The sequence below is a fragment of the Prevotella sp. P4-51 genome (assembly GCF_002251455.1).
Classification (GTDB): Bacteria; Bacteroidota; Bacteroidia; order Bacteroidales; family Bacteroidaceae; genus Prevotella.
In genome coordinates this window covers 18,981-34,757 of record NZ_NPJM01000041.1, presented here as the reverse complement: position 1 = coordinate 34,757, position 15,777 = coordinate 18,981, and the positions used below count along the sequence as shown (strand labels likewise).

Here is a 15,777-nt window from a genome sequence, read left to right as displayed (position 1 = left end):
TGCAGTCGTATATATACTTGTATTCTATGGACAACCTACTTGCACGGCGTCTGCGCCGATGGGGATGGGGCACAGGCATAGCCACCGTAGTCATCGTGGTGGTGCTGGCGCTTGCCGGCGCCTATATGATCGACTACTCGCTCTTCCCCAAGATGCGCCACGGTCACAATCTGCCCTGGCGACTGGACAATATCATCAGCGAGAGCCCGCAGTTGCGGCCCTGGGCTGACAGTCTGAAACACTGCCATGCGCTGCACGACACCGTGGTGCTGATGCCCACGGGCGAGCGCCACCATGCCACCTACATCAACGCCAGCGAGCCCAGCCGCAGGGTGGCGGTACTCGTTCACGGCTATCGCGACAACGGCATGGGCATGATGCACGTGGCGTCGATATACCACCACATGGGCTACAACATACTGCTGCCCGACCTCCATGCCCACGGCAAGAGCGAGGGCGAAGGCGTGCAGATGGGATGGAAAGACCGGCTCGACGTGATGCGCTGGATGGCGGTGGCCGACAGCCTCTGGGGCGGCACCGAGGGCACGGCGATGGTGCTCCACGGCATCTCGATGGGCGCCGCCACGGTGATGTGTGTCTCTGGCGAGCGTCTGCCCGACTATGTCAAGTGCTTCGTCGAAGACTGTGGTTATACCAGTGTGTGGGACGAGTTCGAGCACGAGCTCGCCAGCCAGTTCCACCTGCCTGCCTTCCCGCTGCTCTACACCACCAGTCTGCAGTGCAAGCTGCGCTACGGCTGGTCGTTTGGCGAGGCATCTCCGCTGCGCCAGGTGGCGCGCTGCCACAAGCCCATGCTCTTCATCCACGGCGACCGCGACACCTATGTGCCCTTTGCCATGATGCAGCGGCTCTACGACGCCAAGCCCGAGCCCAAGCAGATGTGGATAGCGCGGGGCTCTATACACGCCATGAGTTTCCGCGACCATCCTCAGGAGTATGCCAGGAGGGTAAGACTCTTCGTAGACCAGTACATACGCTGACCGGCGGCGCTACAGCCCGACGGCAGAGACAGCCCCGAATGGGGCAGATACAGAAACAGGAACTCGTTGCACATCCTCCAGAGGACATGCAACGAGTTCCTGTTTCTGCGTATGGGGCTGCCGGGCTACGCCCGACGATGGGTTATCTCACGCGGTACTTCCCGGCGGTGATGGTCTCGAGCGCCAGCGACTTGTAGACATTCTCGCAGCCGTCGTAGTTGTGCTCGCCCTCACCTTTGGGGAAACTGGTGCTGACGGGATTGGGCTTGGAGCCCCACCGCGTGAGTGCCTCTTCGTAGAAGAAGGCTATGCGGTGGTCGGCCTGGAGGTCCATGCTGCTGTACATCGACACAGTGGGGCTGACCTGATAATAGCCGTCCCAGCCCTCGGCCAGTGCGCGCACGTCGCGCATATCAGAGGCATCGGCAAGTTCCTTGTAGAATATGCTCACGTTGTTGCGGCCCGTGCCCGTGGGCACCGACTGCAGCATCACGTGCACGGGCTTGCCGTCGCTGGTGCGCACTGCCGGCACGATGAGCATCTCGCCATTGGTGGGGTTGGTGCTGGGCGTGAGCGCCATGCCGCTCATCGTGGCCTTGGTCTGCTCGTCCCATCTGCCGCTGCCTGTCTTGACATCGTCGTAGGTGAAGAGGTTGAACCACCGGCCTCCCGCCGTGCGGCTGGTGATGACGACGCGCCCGTCGGGCAGTTCCTCACACTTGGCCTCGTCGCCGTCGGGCACGGGCAGCGCCGAGGGTCCGCCGAGGGCAGCCCATGTGCGTCCGAAGTCATCGGAGTAGATGACGCGGTTGCCCTTGGGGCGGGCGGTGAGGGCTGCGTAGATGCGGTAGTAGCGGCCCACCTTGACCACCCGGCTCTGGAATATCTTGCCTCCACCCACGAAGGCTGCATCTATGGGGTGGGTCTGGTCAAACAGGCCATATATCGCCTCGGTCTGCTCTATCGGCTGCTGCCAGGTCAGACCTCCATCCATGCTGCGTATGGCTGCAATGAGGTTGGGGTTATGACGGTTGGTGCTGGCGTAGCCATAGACGGTGCAGCCCGCCACAGCCATCATGAGCACCTCATGGCTCTCGCGGTCCATCACGATGGCAGGGTCGCCATAGGCAGCCCCCATAGGCGTCTTGACATTGTTGATGAGCGAGGCATCGCCCTCCGCCGCTTCTATCTCACGCTCGCTCCATGTGGCGCCATTGTCGGTGCTTATCTTGACCACACAATCGACGCGTCCGAAGCCTGGGTCGGTGCCGCAGACCAGACGGCCCACGCTCGCAATGAGGCGTCCGCCATAGCCACAGGTAATGCCCGGGATGCGGTAAGGCGCAACATCGATGCCACCCTGGGCTGTACTGAACAGTATGGTGCCGTCGGCATGGGCAGTGAGTGCCTGTAGCAGCATGGTGAGGGCAGAGAGTATCTTCTTCATAGAGGGTTTGGTTTAGAGATTAGCAATAATAGATGTTCGGATATCGGGGGCGGCTGCGGTGCCGCCCCCCGAGGGGGAGAGGCTACTTGCCGGTCATGATGCGGAGCACCATGTCGTCGGTGGCACACATCGCCTCCTTGCCTATGCTGGTAAGGTTGCGTATGGAGCGGTCTACGTCGGAGTCGATGATGCCCTCGGCGCTGGTCACAAACTTGCCCTCGCGCGCCAGCAGGGCTGAGAGCAGGGCTGTCGATACGCCCGAACATATCTTGAGTGAGCAACTGGGCTTGGCGCCGTCGCATATCATGCCCGTAAGGTTGGCTATCATGTTTTTGACGGCATGGCAGAGGTCGTCGTAGCTGCCTCCCATGAGGTAGGTGATGCCACAGCTGGAGCCGATGCTCGCCACCACGCATCCGCAGAGGGCGCTGAGTCTGCCCAGGCTCTGCTTGATGTAGATAGCCGTGAGGTGGCTGAGCGTGAGGGCACGGATAAGCTCTTCCTCGGTATTCTCGTTTTCCTGGGCAAAGACTACCACGGGGTTGGTGGCACAGATGCCCTGGTTGCCCGAACCGCTGTTGCTCATCACGGGTATCATGGCGCCTCCCATACGTGCATCGCACGCCAGCGCAGTCTTGGATATGATGTGCGAGAACATGGTGTTGCCAAAGATACCATGGCTCAGAGGACGGTCCATGGTCTTGCCCAGACAGTGGCCGTAGTTGCCCTTGATGGACTCTTCGGCTGCACGCATGTTGAGGTCGCGGGTCTTGAGGATAAACTGCAACTCGTCGATGGGGGCGGTAAGGGCAAACTCGTAGACGAGCTTCATATTGAGCTTGACAGCCTCGTCTTCGGCCTCGTCGCCACGCCTGGTGCGGCGGTCGGTGATGACCTCGCCGTTGCGCTCCTCGAAGACGATGGCGGTATGGCCTCCCTCGATGATGGCTGTGGCGTGGTTGCCCGTCGTCTCGCAGATGGATTCGATATAGAGCTTGTCGCACTCGCCCTGCTTGAGCTGTATGTTGATGTGGTCGCCGGCGAGATACTGCTTGCCCCGCTCCAGGGTGGCGGGGGTGAGGTCCTTGAGCACCTCGAGCTGATACTCAGACTTGCCGATAAGGGCACCCAGCGCCACGGCTATGGGCAGACCTATCATGCCCGTTCCGGGAATACCTACGCCCATGGCGTTTTTCAGGATGTTGGCACTCAGAAAGAGCGTGATGCGCTCGGGTTCGCGGCCCAGTATCTCTGTGGCACGAGCCACACACAGGGCTACTGCCATGGGCTCGGTGCAGCCCACTGCCGGCACCACTTCGCGCGCCATGAGTGCCAGTATCTTCTCTCTTACACTATTGTCTATCATAATGTTTGTATTTGTTGTCGTATAGTTGGATTACAGTCCGCGGATGGTCTTGAGCAGCTGGTCGCCCATGCCGATGGTGTAGCCATGGCTCTCGAAGACCACGCGGTTGAAGGTGTCGCCGATGACAAAGAGGGGCAGCGGCGCTGTGTCGGCAAGCCGCATGCGCTGGCGCAGGTCGGCGGCTATCTGGCCGTCGGTGTCTACGCCCATGACCACCGTCGAGGGCAGTCCGGGGATGGGCGACTTGAGGTACTTCTGGTACTCGGCATCGCTGGCGAAGAGCAGCACGATGGTGCGGCCCCATGCCTCGAACTCGCTATGTCGCTGGGCGATGTCGCGGAGGGCATGATTGGTGGGCTCCTGACCCACTCCGAGCACGCCCACTACAAAGTAGCCGCGTCCGGCGGTAAGGAGTATGCTCGTCTCGGCACCTGTGGCAGCCAGGCGGAAGCGTCCCTCGGAGTTGACCGAACCTATGACGCTCACCTCGTTGGTGGCCTCTCTCACGGTGAGAGCCTGGCTCACGGGCTTGTGGGCTACGGGGAAGAAGTCGATATGGGCCTTGACGCTGCCGTTGGCAAGTCGGGTACCGGTGGTGAGCAGATAGTAGCCTGGCTCTACCTGGCAGCCCTGGGCAAAGAGCTTAGACCAGCGCGCACCTTCATCATAGTTGAGCAGACCGAAGGTGCCGTCGCTCTGGTAACGGCTCAGCGTGAAATGGGTATAGTATTCGGGGTCGTCGAGATGACGCTGTGGAGTAAAGGAGAGGGTAAGGGGCGTGGTGGCGGTGACGGCGGGGGCAGCAGAGTCGAAGTTGACCGACATCGTGGCATCGCCCCGACGGTAGTAGACATTGCCGGTGACGCCGTCGACCCAAGCCTCGATGCCCTGGGTACGGCAGAGGGCGGTGAAGAATACCTTGAGCGAGCGCAGGTCGGCAAGACGCGAGCGCAGCACACCTACGGGGGTGGTGAAGGTGCCCGAGGTGGCGAGGGTGTCGCATAGGCTGATGCTGTCGCGGCAGAAGGCTATCGTGGCGTCGACATCGCCCCAGCGCGAGCCCAAGACGGGGCGCAGGGCACGGGCAAGCACGCTGCGGTAGGGGGTGAGCCACTCTTGCGACACGCGCGGCGCCAGCACATGGGCTACCGAGGCGTCGGCAGGAGTAAGGGAGAGCGCGTCGGTGAGCACCTCGGGGTTGATATCGCGCAAGTCCTTGTCGGTGAGGGTAGAGAGCAGGTCGAGGGCACGCGCCATCTGGCCGCTCTCGTCGGCAGCAGCAAGGAAGGAGTGGATGGTGCGCCAGTTGCCTTCGGCCTTGACCATGAAGGAGCGGGCCCGGTCGCCCCAGCGGGTGGCTTGGTCGCCCACACCCTGCATGAAGGTGGCGCGGTAGGCGGCGCGGATGGAGTCTTCGATGGCAAAGCGGCGGTCGTTGTCGGCTCGCTGGGCTGGGGTGACGGTGGGTATCTGCGCATTCTCCTTGGGGGGAGTGATGTCGATGTCGGCGCTGTGGCGCTCGCCAATCTTATGGCTGAGGGCAACGGTGACCATCGGCTCGCGGCCAAAGCTCACGCGGCTGTAGCCATAGGCCGAGCCGTGGGTGGCTATGACGAGCATATCGCCGTAGCCTGCCGAGAGCGACACCTGACCTTTGGCGTCGGTGGTCTGGATGGAGACGGGGAAGAACTCACCATAATTATATATGCGGTATTCCACGCGCGCGCCCTGGACAGTGCGGCCCTTGGCGTCGGTGACCCTGACGGTGAGCGGGGCGGCTGGGGCGTAGTTGCTTATCACGTTGATTTCGGTGTAGTTGGCTGTGCGGCGCATCACCTCCTCGGGCCCGTTGTAGCGGCCAAACACCTTGGTGTGCATCAGCATGCCGCGGCTGGCTGGGGCATTGAACCAGCCCAGGTTGAGTACCGGTTCGGGCTCGCAGGCACCAAGGAAATACCAGCGTCCGTCGACCCAGGCTTCGACCCAGGCATGATTGTCGTCGGTATGTGCCCATCGCGGAGTATAGACCTGGCGCGCGGGGATGCCCACCGAGCGCAGGGCTGCCACCAGGAGCGTGGACTCTTCGCCGCAACGGCCCCAGGCGGTGCGCACCGTGGCAAGTGGCGACGACGTACGTGCATCGGACGGCTGATAGTTGGCCTTCTCATGGCACCAGTGGTTGACTTCGAGCACAGCATCGTAGAGCCGGCGGCCTCGAACGCGTGGAAGAAGTTCGCGCTGGAACACAAGACGGGCGGTATCGAGGTTCTCGTTGTTCACACGGATAGGCAGGACAAAGTGGCGGAAGACCTCGTCGGGCACCTGCCAACCCACTTGGATGCGCACATTGAGCGTGGCGCGCACCTGGTTGAGGAAGAAGTCGCCGTCGTAGTCGGCTATGTCGTTGACGGGCATGTAGGCGTAGAGGAAACGCATGGCGTCGCGCTCACCGTCGGTCATAGGCCGGCTGAAGATGTCGAAAAGATGTCCATGGGTAAGCACCGCCTTGCGGGCATTGAAGTCGGCGAGATTCTGTGAGGTCTGCGCCTTGGCTCCCATCGTGCAGAGCAGGAGCAGGGTAATGAGTAATCTTGTCATAGTCACTGTCTTATTGGCCACAGAGGGCTGAGATGGTGTCGGCCACGCGTCGCGAGGTGGTAACCATCCTTGTATATTCGTCTATATCATCGCTGCCCATCTTGACCTCGCTGTTGCGGGTACGCATGGCACTCTTGACGGCTTCGCGGGCAGAGAAATGGAACTCCCGGGCACCCGTGAGCTGGGCTATGCGGGCAATATTGGTCTCGCAGACGCCGCAGCCGGGCATGATGATGATGCGTCCGGCAGCCTGATCTACCAGCTGTCGCAGCAGGGTGGCTCCCTCGAGCGCCGTGGGCTGCTGGCCCGACGTGAGCACGCGCTTCACGCCCAGGGAGATGAGCTGCTCGAGCGCTTCCTGCGGTCTCCGGCATCGGTCAAAGGCACGGTGGAAGGTGACAGGGATGCCCTCGGCTGCATCCATGACCGCCTCCATCAGCCGCAGGTCGATATCGCCGTCGGCGGTGAGGGCTCCCGTCACGATGCCGTCGACCTGGAGCGGTCGCAGGGTATCGATGTCGGCAAGGAGCGTGGCTGCCTCAATCGGCGAATACAGGAAATCGCCGCCACGAGGACGCACGATGACATTGAGCTTGATATCCAGATTGTGGCGGGCGTACGCAATCGCTCCGAAAGAGGGAGTAGTGCCTCCCTCGGGTATGGCGGCGCAGAGTTCTACACGGTCGGCGCCTCCACGTTGGGCTGCGAGACAACTCTCGACTGAGTTGGCACACACTTCAAAGGTATAATCTTTTCGTAACATAGACTGTTTAAGTTTTCGAGGTTGTAAAGATAGTAATAATGGTGATTATGACCAAACTTATCACCAAAAAAGTAAGTACGGCGGGCTGAATATCCGTCTCATGGACCCGCTGCAGAGTCGCCAGTGCACTCCCCCGCCCCATGGGCTACATGGCGACGGGGCGCGGAGTGGTGCGGCTGAGTCGGCGGTAGACCCACAGGTAGGCGGGGATAAGGAAGAGCACGGCGGCGAGCCATGCGGTGGGGTCGCCGAAGCACACTCCGGTGAAGTGGAAGACTGGCACAAGCCACAGGCTCACTCCGCTGCGCGCAATCATCTCCATCACGCCGCTCAGCATGCTCAGATTGCTGAAGCCCATGCCCTGGATGGAGTAGCGGAAGATGCAGAGCAGTCCAACGATGACAAAGAAGTAGTTGTTGATACGCATAAACTGGGCAGCCAGAGCCACTATCTCGCTCTGCCCACTGTCTACGAAGAGCATCATAAGCTGGTCGGCAAAGGGATAGATGACCGCCAGGGTGAAGACGGTATAGACCGCCATGATGGCCATGGCCGAGCGCACGCCTCGGGCTATGCGCCCTATCTGTCGGGCTCCCACATTCTGGCCGCAATAGGTAGCCATAGCCACGCCGATGTTCTCGTAGACACAGGTGAAGAGATACTTGATGCGCATAGACGCGGTGAAGGCTGCCACATAGGTGGTGCCCAGGGCGTTGTTGGCGCTCTGGAGCATGATGATGCCTATGCCGGTGATGGAGAACTGCAGTCCCATGGGGATACCGCTGTTGAGCAGATGTCCGGTCATGCTGTCGTGATAGGTCCACTCGTCGCCGTGGGGGATAAGCATCTTCAGCGTGCGGTGGATGTAAACCCAGCAGAGCACGGCAGCCAGCGCCTGGGAGAGCATCGTAGCGATGCCGGCGCCCTCGACGCCCATGCCCATACCGAGGATAAGTATCACATCGAGCACGATATTGACCATCGACGAGACGATGAGGAAGTAGAAGGGCTGACGGGAGTTGCCCAAGGCACGGATAAATCCCGAGAGGAGATTGTAGGCTATGGTGAAGGGAATGGTGAGAAACGTGAGCAGCAGGAAGATGTAGGCATCATGGAAGATGTCGTCGGGGGTGTTGACCACCCGCAGGATGCGGGCGCAGAATACCGCGGTGAGCATGGTGAGTATCACGCCGATGACGGCTCCTATGCGCAGCGAGTGGGCCACATAGGCGCGCATCTTGGAGTAGTCGTGCGCACCGAAGGTCTGCGCCACGGGGATGGCAAATCCCGCGCACGAGCCGTTGCAGAAGCCCATGATAAGAAAGGTGATGGACGAGCTGGCGCCAATGGCGGCAAGCGCTTCCACGCCGACCCACCGCCCCACGATGGCAGCGTCGATTACGAGATACATCTGCTGGAGTATGTATCCCAGAATAAGTGGTAACGCAAAGCGGAGTATGCCTTGCGTAGGAGACCCTACGGTCATGTCGGTGGTATTACCCATATTGTTGTTATCCTTTGTCCTTTAAGATACGGCGAATGGCCTCCATCTTTTTATGGCGGTCTATCGAGTAGGTATCGCCATGAGTCTCTACATAGTCATAGAGCTGGTAGGCCTTGTCGTAGAGCAGCGTACTGATCGGGACAGCACAGTAGGTGGCCTCGGCATAAAGCAGCTCGGCAAGCATGCCAAGTCTGCCGATACGCTCGTCATCAGCCCACTGGTCGTGGGCGTAGACCATAGTCTCCTCGACCGAGAGGTTGCGCACCAGGGTGTAGTCGCCGACATACTGACGGTAGAGGTCGGCCATCTCACGGTCGCGGCGCGCAGCGTCATGACGCCGCTCCATGAAGTTGGCCAACGCGCGGCCAAATTCTTCTATCATTCGCAGATAATAGTCCTTTTGTATCATGATTGGTTGTCGTGGTTGATGGTCTGTATATAGTCCCAGAGCCGACGGTAGAAGGGGTGGCGGGTCATGGTGTCGGCATTGCCCAGGATGATGAGCTTCATACGGGCACGGGTGATGGCGACATTCATGCGGCGCAGGTCGCGCAGAAAGCCGATTTGACCGCTGTCGTTGGAGCGTACGAGCGAGATGAGGATGATGTCGCGCTCCTGACCCTGGAAGCCATCGACAGTGTTGACACTGATGAGGTGGCGGAAGGGTCTGAACGACTCGCGACGACGGATGAGCTGGCGCAGATACTGGACTTGTGCGCGGTAGGGCGAGATGATGCCTACGTCGATGCGCTCGTCGAGCACACGCTGGCGCCCTATCTTGTCAAAGTAGGCCTGGAGCGTGTCGAGAGTATAGCGTGCCTCGCCCTTGTTGATGCGACCGAAGTTGTCACCCACAAACTGCTCGCGGAAGGCAGTGTCGGCATCTTCGCCGTCGATGGCGGTGTCGGGCACAATCCACTCGATGGGGTTGTCGTAGTCGAGGATGCCTCGGAAGCGCACATCGGGCGCCGACTCCACGCGGCCCTTATAGAACCAGTCGCTGGAGAAGCGCATAATCTGCTCGTTCATGCGATACTGGGTCTGCAGCAGGGTGACAGCCTCGGGATGATTGCCCACGATGCGCTCCATGAGCGTCACACCGAGTCCGCCTTGCATGGCAGCCAGACTCTTCACCGTGGGAGGCAGCTGGCAGTGGTCGCCGGCAAAGACGATGCGCTGCACACGGCGGGCGGGTATCCAGCAGGCGGCTTCGAGGGCTTGGGCAGCCTCGTCGATGAACAGGGTGCCAAACTTCTGACCCTCCAGGATGCGGTTGGCAGCACCGGTGAGGGTAGAGGCTATCACGCGGGCTTCGCCGAAGAGCTGTCCGTTGATGCGCATTTCTATCTCGACGGCACGCTCACGCAGCCGGTCCATCTTCTGATGGAAGCTCTCGGTGTGGCGGCGCTGCCGGCGCAGTTCGCGGATGGCCTTGCGTATAGCCCAAAGCTGCGGATAATCGGGGTGCGACTCGAAGCGGCGCTCATAGGTGAAGGCGAGCATCTTGTCGTTGACGCGGGTGGGATTGCCTATGCGCAGCACGTTGACGCCACGGTCCACGAGCTTCTCGGAAATCCAGTCGACCGCCATATTGCTCTGCGCACACACCAGCACCTGACTCTCGCGGCGCAGCACTTCATAGATGGCCTCAACCAGGGTGGTGGTCTTGCCCGTACCGGGAGGGCCGTGCACCACCATCACGTCCTTGGCCCTGAGCACCTCGTTGACGGCGTGCTGCTGGGTGGCGTTGAGCCAGGGCAGCTTGATGTCGTCGAAGGTGAAGCGCGCCGGAGCGGCATGGCTGTAGAAGAGGTCGCGCAGATAGGCCAGACGGTTGCCGCGGGCATGGACGACGCGGTCCAGGGCATCGGCCATAAGCCGGTAGCTGGTCTCGTCGAAGTAGAGCTGCACACCCACCTTGTCGCTGCAAGCCGACAGGGCGCCCACCCGTCCGTTGTCGGGCAGGGTGACGACCATGCGGTCGCCGTCGACATAGCTCACCACGCCGGTGAAGTCAAAGTAATGCAGACAGTGCTCACGGGGATGATGCTCGTCGGGCACCATGCGGAAGAAGGTGACGGGGCGGCCATACTCAAAGTTGTGCTCGATATCCTGGTTGTCGGTGCGGAAGATCTCGACAGCCAGTTGGTTGAGGGAATTGTAAAAGGTGTTGCCGACGCGCAGCGGCAGCCACACGTCGCCACGCTTCACCAGTCGCGCCACACCGCGTTCCTCGGTCTGCTGGCGAAATTCCTCTTTCTCCGTTTCATATTCCAGCCTGAGCAGCACGCGTTGCTGCTCCAGAGCCTGTATGGGTAATATCTGCGTCATATACGCTGCAAAATTACAAATAATTGCTTATACAGAGTAACAAACGAATGAAAAAGTAACCGCCCGCGCCGTCGCGGCGGAAGAGGAAAATGCACCGCCGCCGACAAATAATCGGACAAAAGGAATGGACGGCTCGATTTTTATTTGTATTTTTGCGGTCAGCGCCCATAGACTTGCCCCGGTCCGAGGCGCAGAGAGATTATCACCTACTAATTATAGACCTAATGCTATACGCCATATATTTCATCTACGGCCTCTGCGTCATGTTCTACTTCATGATGGCGTGGCTCTTCTACCGCAAGGACAAGGAGTTGTTGTCAAGACTGGTCACCGTCTTGATGCTGGTCATCGGCATGCAGTGCCTCAAGGACCTCCTCTTCATCAAGCCCATAGCCGAGCTCGACGAGACCGACTGGATGATTATCACCTCGTCTGATGTGATAGCCATCCCGCTCTATGCCTTCACCCTCATCGAGCTGTGCAGCCCCGCCAGCCTCACCCGGCGCACCATCATCATCCACGAGCTGCTGTTCATCGTGCCTTTTGTCCTGTTCTTCATCACCCGCGACATCATCTACTACTATGCCGAGATACTCGAGGCCCTTGTCTATGGTCTCTGCTATACCATCTGGGCTGCTTTCGCCATCCCCAGATACCATAGAGAGCTGAAGCGACGCTTCTCCTACACCGAGAACATCAACCTCAACTGGCTGCGCGCCATCTTCCTCTCCTTTGTGCTCATGCTGGCGCTCTGGATAGCCGACAGTCTGCATGCGGGCTATTCGTTTGAGATACTCTATATGAGCTCTTCGCTGGTGCTATGGATGTTTATAGCTTATAATATGTATAAGCACGAGTCGGTGCTCGACGAGCTCTACGACGGTATGGACACCGACCCCACGCCCGCCGCCGACGCCACCGAGACCGAGATGTCCGAGATAGGCAGGCGCATCAGCCTGCTCTTCGACAAGGACCAGATTTTCCTCAACCCCAATCTCAAGGTGTCAGACATAGCCACCGCCATAGGCACCAACCGTACCTATGTCAGCGAGTTCTTCAACAAGGAGGAAGAGTGCAGCTTCTATGACTATGTCAACCGCGCCCGCATCGAGTACGCGTGTACCCTGCTCGACGGCTCCGATGCCAACATCATGAAGATAGCCGAGCTCTCGGGCTTCAACAGCTCACAATCGTTTATCCGAGTTTTCTCCAAGCTCAAAGGCATTTCACCCACCCGATATCGCAAGGACGGATGCAACTGAGCATCAGCCCTTTGTGAAATTGTTAATTATTTTTTTACGCATTGTTACCTCAGTTTATCCTTTGTGAACGATAAATTGAGAGATTGTTAACTGTCTTTGCTCCGCCATAGCTTATCTTTGCAACCGTAGAGACTACGCCGCTTACGACAACCATTACACATCACATAAATAACTAAACAGACTCAACACCTATGAAGAAACTTAAAACTATGGCTCTCATCGCCATGTGCATGCCCTTCCTGTCTGCATGTTCGGGAAGCGGCTCAGAAGACAACAGCCTGTATGGTGAGCTCCCCGACAGGTACGAACAGTTTGTAAAGGAGAAGGAGCAACTGAGGGAACAAGCCAAAGACATCAAGACCGAAGCCGAGAAGAAAGCCCTCATCGAGAAGTCTGAGAAGATGACGGAGACCTGGAAGGTCAAGATAGAGGAAAGCGCAAAGGCGCTCAACGGCAAGCCCATCAAGCTGGACGAATGTGGGTTCGACGTGACCACCCCGCTGTCGCTCGAGTTTACCGACTTCTTCAGCAAGTCAGACCTCGAGCCGACGTTCTAGGTCAACGGCGAAGCCGTGGCTGCCTCTGACATCAAGACCGACCTCAAGTATGTCCTCGGCAACGAGCAGGTATATCTCGTAGGCTACAACGCCGAAGGGCAGCAGGTCTACAAGGTCTCTGTGGGCAGCATCGAGGTCGAGAAGGCCGACGGATGCTCGCTCGTCAAGGCAGGCACACCCGTCAAGTTCAGCAAAATCCACTTCGGCAGTGCCGCCATCAAGAAAGGATGCCGCGATGCCAAGACCTTCAAGCTCGAGGTGATGCGCCAAAAAAGAGTTGTCAACGGCGGGCATAGCCCCCGCCCTCCCGCCACTGTGTTACACATTAATAATATATATTATGGACAATCTGGTCAAATTCACCAAGCAATACAAGGCATCCCTCATCATCGCCATCGCCATTATCATGTTCATCCTCTTCGGCTTCTGCTCGGCAGTAGATGTGGCGGGCAAAACCAAGGTATGCGGACTGAAGATACTCTTCGAGGGCGACGGACTGGGGGTCTCCCGCTTCCTCTCCGCCCTCATCCTCCTGGCGCCCATGTTGGTGGTCCTCGACGAGTCGACCAACCTGAAGCTCACGGCGAAGATGAGCCGCATACCCGCATCCTTCTTCTTCGGCATCTCCATCGTCCTCTGCCTCATCTTTGCCCACGTGCTGCCCTCGGGGTTTAAGCTCGCCTGGGCCAGCTGGCTCTACATGCTCGCAGGAGTCATCGGCATAGCCGTATGCAATATCGAGAAATTGACAAACAACTAACCTTGCGGAATGATACTATCAGACAGGCGCTTCCTCGGTCTCATGGGATGGGGATGCGCCTTGTTTTTACTACTCGTCGCAGGCTGGGTTGGCGTGTGCCTGGTCAACCGCCCGCCATACCTGATGCCCGATACGACCTCGTTTGATACGGGCGACATCTTTTTCAGTGTGGGCGACTCGTGGGAATCGGTAGCCGTACGCGCGCTCTCGGGCACTTCGTCGTGGGAGGTTACCGACTCCACTCCCTCACATTGCGGGATAGTCGTCAGAGATGCCCGTGGCGTAAGGCTCGCCCATGCCTCGACGGCAGCGGGGAAGATAGTGGTCGAGACGCCCGAGGAGTATCTGCGCAACAATGGTTCCTACTGCATCTACGCCGTCAAGCCCCCATGCCCCGTGAGTGCAGAGGGCATCAGGCAGACGGTAGACTCGCTCGTGGCTCATGGCGTGAAGTTCGATTTCGACTTCGACCACACCACCCCCGACGCCCTCTACTGCACAGAGATGGTCGTAACGGTCTTCGAAGCCAACTCCTGCCCCGTCTTCTCAAGCCTCCGCCAGCAGAGCTACATCTATCCCAACGACCTGCTGCTGCGGATAGGGAATTCGAGATAGGGCCCATTTGAGAGGACATCAGCAGCAGCAACTCTGTAGGAGTTGCGATTAGCCGAAGGCGTTACCCCAACGCAAACCCATCGCCACCTATATGTAGGGGAATTATCCAACTGAGTATAACGCCTACGGCTAAGCGCAACTCTTACAGAGTAGCAATATTAGTGGGGGCATTACCCAGGGTAGCGGGCCATGCCCGCTACCCTGGGCTATGTAATCGCAACTCTGTCAGAGTTGCCGGGGGTGCGTACCAGCCAACTGGAGCCCCATCCCAGCCTTCCCCAAAGGGGAAGGAGCGCCACTCAAACGCCCTCAAACACAGCAAGTAGGGACTCCCGCCCCTTGGGGAGGGCTGGGGAGGGGCTTCCCACAACAACTCTTTTTGTTCCGGCGAACAGCCGGTTTTTTTTACCGCCAACGGCGGCTTTTTGATTTTGCTCCTTTTCAGCCTGCCAATGGGCAGGCGCGGCGGTGGGTGTTGGCAGATATCCGAGAGCGGGCTCTCGGGAATATCTGCCAACACACGCAGACGCATAGGGCGAAGCCCTGAAAAGGAGCAAAACTTTTTGTATTATTCTCGCGTCCTACCATGATACCCTGGAAACTCCAATGCGCCTCTCCCCGCACCTCTTAATGAATGACAAGATTTTCACCGTTTACATGAGTTCCCGCCCCTTGGCTAATACTGCCTCGGGGCTTACATTGGCGGGCGCGGGGATGGCATTGGCGGGCTCGTATCATTTTATACGTGAGCTCGTGACATTTTACACGTGGTCACGTTTCGTACGATACGTGGCCACGTGACTTCCGTCACGAGCCGCCATCTGTGGCTGCGGGGCGGCTGCCCTGGGCTGCACGGGCAAACGGAGTGACCATACCGCCCCTCTCTCTCACCACCATACCCGCCAATGTCACTACACGGAGTGAGGACAGCATCGCCCTCGCCACCGCCCGCTCCTGCACCGTCGCCGACAGCAGGGAAAGGGGCTAAAAAAAGCTCGCCGGACTTCGTGGGAAGTCCGGCGAGCTTTGCTCAATCCAAGATTAGCTGGCGAGCGAACTCCCACACCACTATGCCGGCGGTGACGCTCACGTTGAGCGAGTGCTTGGTGCCCAGCTGGGGTATCTCCAGACAGCCGTCGCTCATGTCTACTATCTGCTGCTGCACTCCCTTCACCTCGTTGCCGAAGACTACGGCGTAGCCGGGATGGCTGTGGGCGGCGAGGTCCAGCCGTTGGAGCTTGGTGGAGTGCTCTACCTGCTCTATACTATATATATAATATCCGCGCGCATGAAGGTCTGCCACGGCGTCTTCGGTACGGCTGAAGTAGCGCCAGTCTACACTCTCCTCGCCACCCAGTGCGGTCTTGTGTATCTCGTTGTTGGGCGGACAGGCGGTGATGCCGCAGAGGTAGACTGCCTCGACACGGAAGGCATCGCAACTGCGGAAGACGGAACCCACATTGTAAAGGGAGCGGACATTGTCGAGGACCACCACAACGGGCAGTTTGTCGGCCTCTTTGAACTCCTGGACCGTGAGGCGGTCCATCTCTATGGTGCGTAGTTTTCTCATTGT

The 15,777-nt window shown here is 59.1% G+C and carries 15 protein-coding genes; 5 read left to right on the top strand and 10 right to left on the bottom strand.

Features of this window, described 5'->3' with window-relative positions:
* Window positions 1-26 precede the first annotated feature (26 nt).
* The gene (locus tag CIK94_RS05665; protein WP_094421817.1) at window positions 27-1,001 is read left to right on the top strand and encodes an alpha/beta hydrolase; all 975 of its coding nucleotides are present in this window, start codon (window positions 27-29) and stop codon (window positions 999-1,001) included.
* A gap of 142 nt (window positions 1,002-1,143) precedes the next feature.
* On the opposite strand, the gene CIK94_RS05660 is transcribed toward CIK94_RS05665, so the two are convergent.
* The 7 genes from CIK94_RS05660 to CIK94_RS05630 all read right to left on the bottom strand — a co-directional run bounded on the left by CIK94_RS05660 (window position 1,144) and on the right by CIK94_RS05630 (window position 11,010).
* The gene (locus tag CIK94_RS05660) at window positions 1,144-2,448 is read right to left on the bottom strand and encodes a sialidase family protein (protein ID WP_094421815.1); all 1,305 of its coding nucleotides are present in this window, start codon (window positions 2,446-2,448) and stop codon (window positions 1,144-1,146) included.
* Between the two features lie 82 nt (window positions 2,449-2,530).
* Complete coding sequence (locus CIK94_RS05655; RefSeq protein WP_094421813.1) at window positions 2,531-3,814, bottom strand: serine dehydratase subunit alpha family protein; 1,284 nt, start codon at window positions 3,812-3,814, stop codon at window positions 2,531-2,533.
* Window positions 3,815-3,844: 30 nt separating this feature from the next.
* A complete protein-coding gene (locus tag CIK94_RS05650; RefSeq protein ID WP_094421811.1) occupies window positions 3,845-6,412 on the bottom strand; it encodes a transglutaminase family protein in 2,568 nt (855 codons plus the stop codon).
* A 10-nt stretch (window positions 6,413-6,422) separates the two neighbouring features.
* On the bottom strand, window positions 6,423-7,175 hold the full coding sequence (locus CIK94_RS05645) for a copper homeostasis protein CutC (RefSeq protein WP_094421809.1): 753 nt from the start codon (window positions 7,173-7,175) through the stop codon (window positions 6,423-6,425).
* A gap of 145 nt (window positions 7,176-7,320) precedes the next feature.
* Entirely contained in the window at window positions 7,321-8,679 is a 1,359-nt protein-coding gene (locus tag CIK94_RS05640) for an MATE family efflux transporter (RefSeq protein WP_094421807.1), read from the bottom strand.
* Window positions 8,680-8,686: 7 nt separating this feature from the next.
* Entirely contained in the window at window positions 8,687-9,088 is a 402-nt protein-coding gene (locus CIK94_RS05635) for a hypothetical protein (protein WP_094421804.1), read from the bottom strand.
* On the bottom strand, window positions 9,085-11,010 hold the full coding sequence (locus CIK94_RS05630) for an AAA domain-containing protein (RefSeq protein ID WP_094421801.1): 1,926 nt from the start codon (window positions 11,008-11,010) through the stop codon (window positions 9,085-9,087). The genes CIK94_RS05635 and CIK94_RS05630 overlap by 4 nt, the downstream gene beginning before the upstream one ends.
* Before the next feature lie 224 nt (window positions 11,011-11,234).
* On the opposite strand from CIK94_RS05630, the gene CIK94_RS05625 reads away from it, so the two are divergent.
* Window positions 11,235-12,272, top strand: a complete 1,038-nt coding sequence (locus CIK94_RS05625) for an AraC family transcriptional regulator (protein ID WP_158214777.1) — start codon at window positions 11,235-11,237, stop codon at window positions 12,270-12,272.
* A 191-nt stretch (window positions 12,273-12,463) separates the two neighbouring features.
* On the top strand, window positions 12,464-12,829 hold the full coding sequence (locus CIK94_RS05620; protein WP_094421799.1) for a hypothetical protein: 366 nt from the start codon (window positions 12,464-12,466) through the stop codon (window positions 12,827-12,829).
* Here the strand turns inward: CIK94_RS05620 and CIK94_RS05615 are convergent.
* A complete protein-coding gene (locus CIK94_RS05615; protein WP_094421797.1) occupies window positions 12,806-13,123 on the bottom strand; it encodes a hypothetical protein in 318 nt (105 codons plus the stop codon). The two genes, CIK94_RS05620 and CIK94_RS05615, sit on opposite strands and share 24 nt — an antisense overlap.
* 46 nt (window positions 13,124-13,169) lie before the next feature.
* Here CIK94_RS05615 and CIK94_RS05610 point away from each other — a divergent pair, with 46 nt between their 5' ends.
* Both CIK94_RS05610 and CIK94_RS05605 read left to right on the top strand, forming a co-directional pair.
* On the top strand, window positions 13,170-13,589 hold the full coding sequence (locus tag CIK94_RS05610; RefSeq protein ID WP_094421795.1) for a hypothetical protein: 420 nt from the start codon (window positions 13,170-13,172) through the stop codon (window positions 13,587-13,589).
* 9 nt (window positions 13,590-13,598) lie between these two features.
* The gene (locus tag CIK94_RS05605; protein WP_094421793.1) at window positions 13,599-14,204 is read left to right on the top strand and encodes a YiiX/YebB-like N1pC/P60 family cysteine hydrolase; all 606 of its coding nucleotides are present in this window, start codon (window positions 13,599-13,601) and stop codon (window positions 14,202-14,204) included.
* Between the two features lie 807 nt (window positions 14,205-15,011).
* Here CIK94_RS05605 and CIK94_RS14850 read toward each other — a convergent pair.
* Both CIK94_RS14850 and CIK94_RS05595 read right to left on the bottom strand, forming a co-directional pair.
* Entirely contained in the window at window positions 15,012-15,137 is a 126-nt protein-coding gene (locus CIK94_RS14850; protein WP_256388335.1) for a hypothetical protein, read from the bottom strand.
* 97 nt (window positions 15,138-15,234) lie between these two features.
* On the bottom strand, window positions 15,235-15,774 hold the full coding sequence (locus tag CIK94_RS05595; protein ID WP_094421789.1) for an RNA methyltransferase: 540 nt from the start codon (window positions 15,772-15,774) through the stop codon (window positions 15,235-15,237).
* Window positions 15,775-15,777 lie beyond the last annotated feature (3 nt).

What these genes read in the sequence shown, in the direction of transcription:
- CIK94_RS05625 (WP_158214777.1), top strand. Translation starts at nt 11,235, where the DNA reads ATGCTATACGCCATATATTTCATCTACGGCCTCTGCGTCATGTTCTAC.
- CIK94_RS05655 (WP_094421813.1), bottom strand. Translation starts at nt 3,814, where the DNA reads ATGATAGACAATAGTGTAAGAGAGAAGATACTGGCACTCATGGCGCGC.
- CIK94_RS05660 (WP_094421815.1), bottom strand. Translation starts at nt 2,448, where the DNA reads ATGAAGAAGATACTCTCTGCCCTCACCATGCTGCTACAGGCACTCACT.
- CIK94_RS05615 (WP_094421797.1), bottom strand. Translation starts at nt 13,123, where the DNA reads ATGCCCGCCGTTGACAACTCTTTTTTGGCGCATCACCTCGAGCTTGAA.
- CIK94_RS05630 (WP_094421801.1), bottom strand. Translation starts at nt 11,010, where the DNA reads ATGACGCAGATATTACCCATACAGGCTCTGGAGCAGCAACGCGTGCTG.
- CIK94_RS05620 (WP_094421799.1), top strand. Translation starts at nt 12,464, where the DNA reads ATGAAGAAACTTAAAACTATGGCTCTCATCGCCATGTGCATGCCCTTC.
- CIK94_RS05605 (WP_094421793.1), top strand. Translation starts at nt 13,599, where the DNA reads ATGATACTATCAGACAGGCGCTTCCTCGGTCTCATGGGATGGGGATGC.
- CIK94_RS05595 (WP_094421789.1), bottom strand. Translation starts at nt 15,774, where the DNA reads ATGAGAAAACTACGCACCATAGAGATGGACCGCCTCACGGTCCAGGAG.
- CIK94_RS05645 (WP_094421809.1), bottom strand. Translation starts at nt 7,175, where the DNA reads ATGTTACGAAAAGATTATACCTTTGAAGTGTGTGCCAACTCAGTCGAG.
- CIK94_RS05635 (WP_094421804.1), bottom strand. Translation starts at nt 9,088, where the DNA reads ATGATACAAAAGGACTATTATCTGCGAATGATAGAAGAATTTGGCCGC.
- CIK94_RS05610 (WP_094421795.1), top strand. Translation starts at nt 13,170, where the DNA reads ATGGACAATCTGGTCAAATTCACCAAGCAATACAAGGCATCCCTCATC.
- CIK94_RS05650 (WP_094421811.1), bottom strand. Translation starts at nt 6,412, where the DNA reads ATGACAAGATTACTCATTACCCTGCTCCTGCTCTGCACGATGGGAGCC.
- CIK94_RS05640 (WP_094421807.1), bottom strand. Translation starts at nt 8,679, where the DNA reads ATGGGTAATACCACCGACATGACCGTAGGGTCTCCTACGCAAGGCATA.
- CIK94_RS05665 (WP_094421817.1), top strand. Translation starts at nt 27, where the DNA reads ATGGACAACCTACTTGCACGGCGTCTGCGCCGATGGGGATGGGGCACA.
- CIK94_RS14850 (WP_256388335.1), bottom strand. Translation starts at nt 15,137, where the DNA reads ATGCTGTCCTCACTCCGTGTAGTGACATTGGCGGGTATGGTGGTGAGA.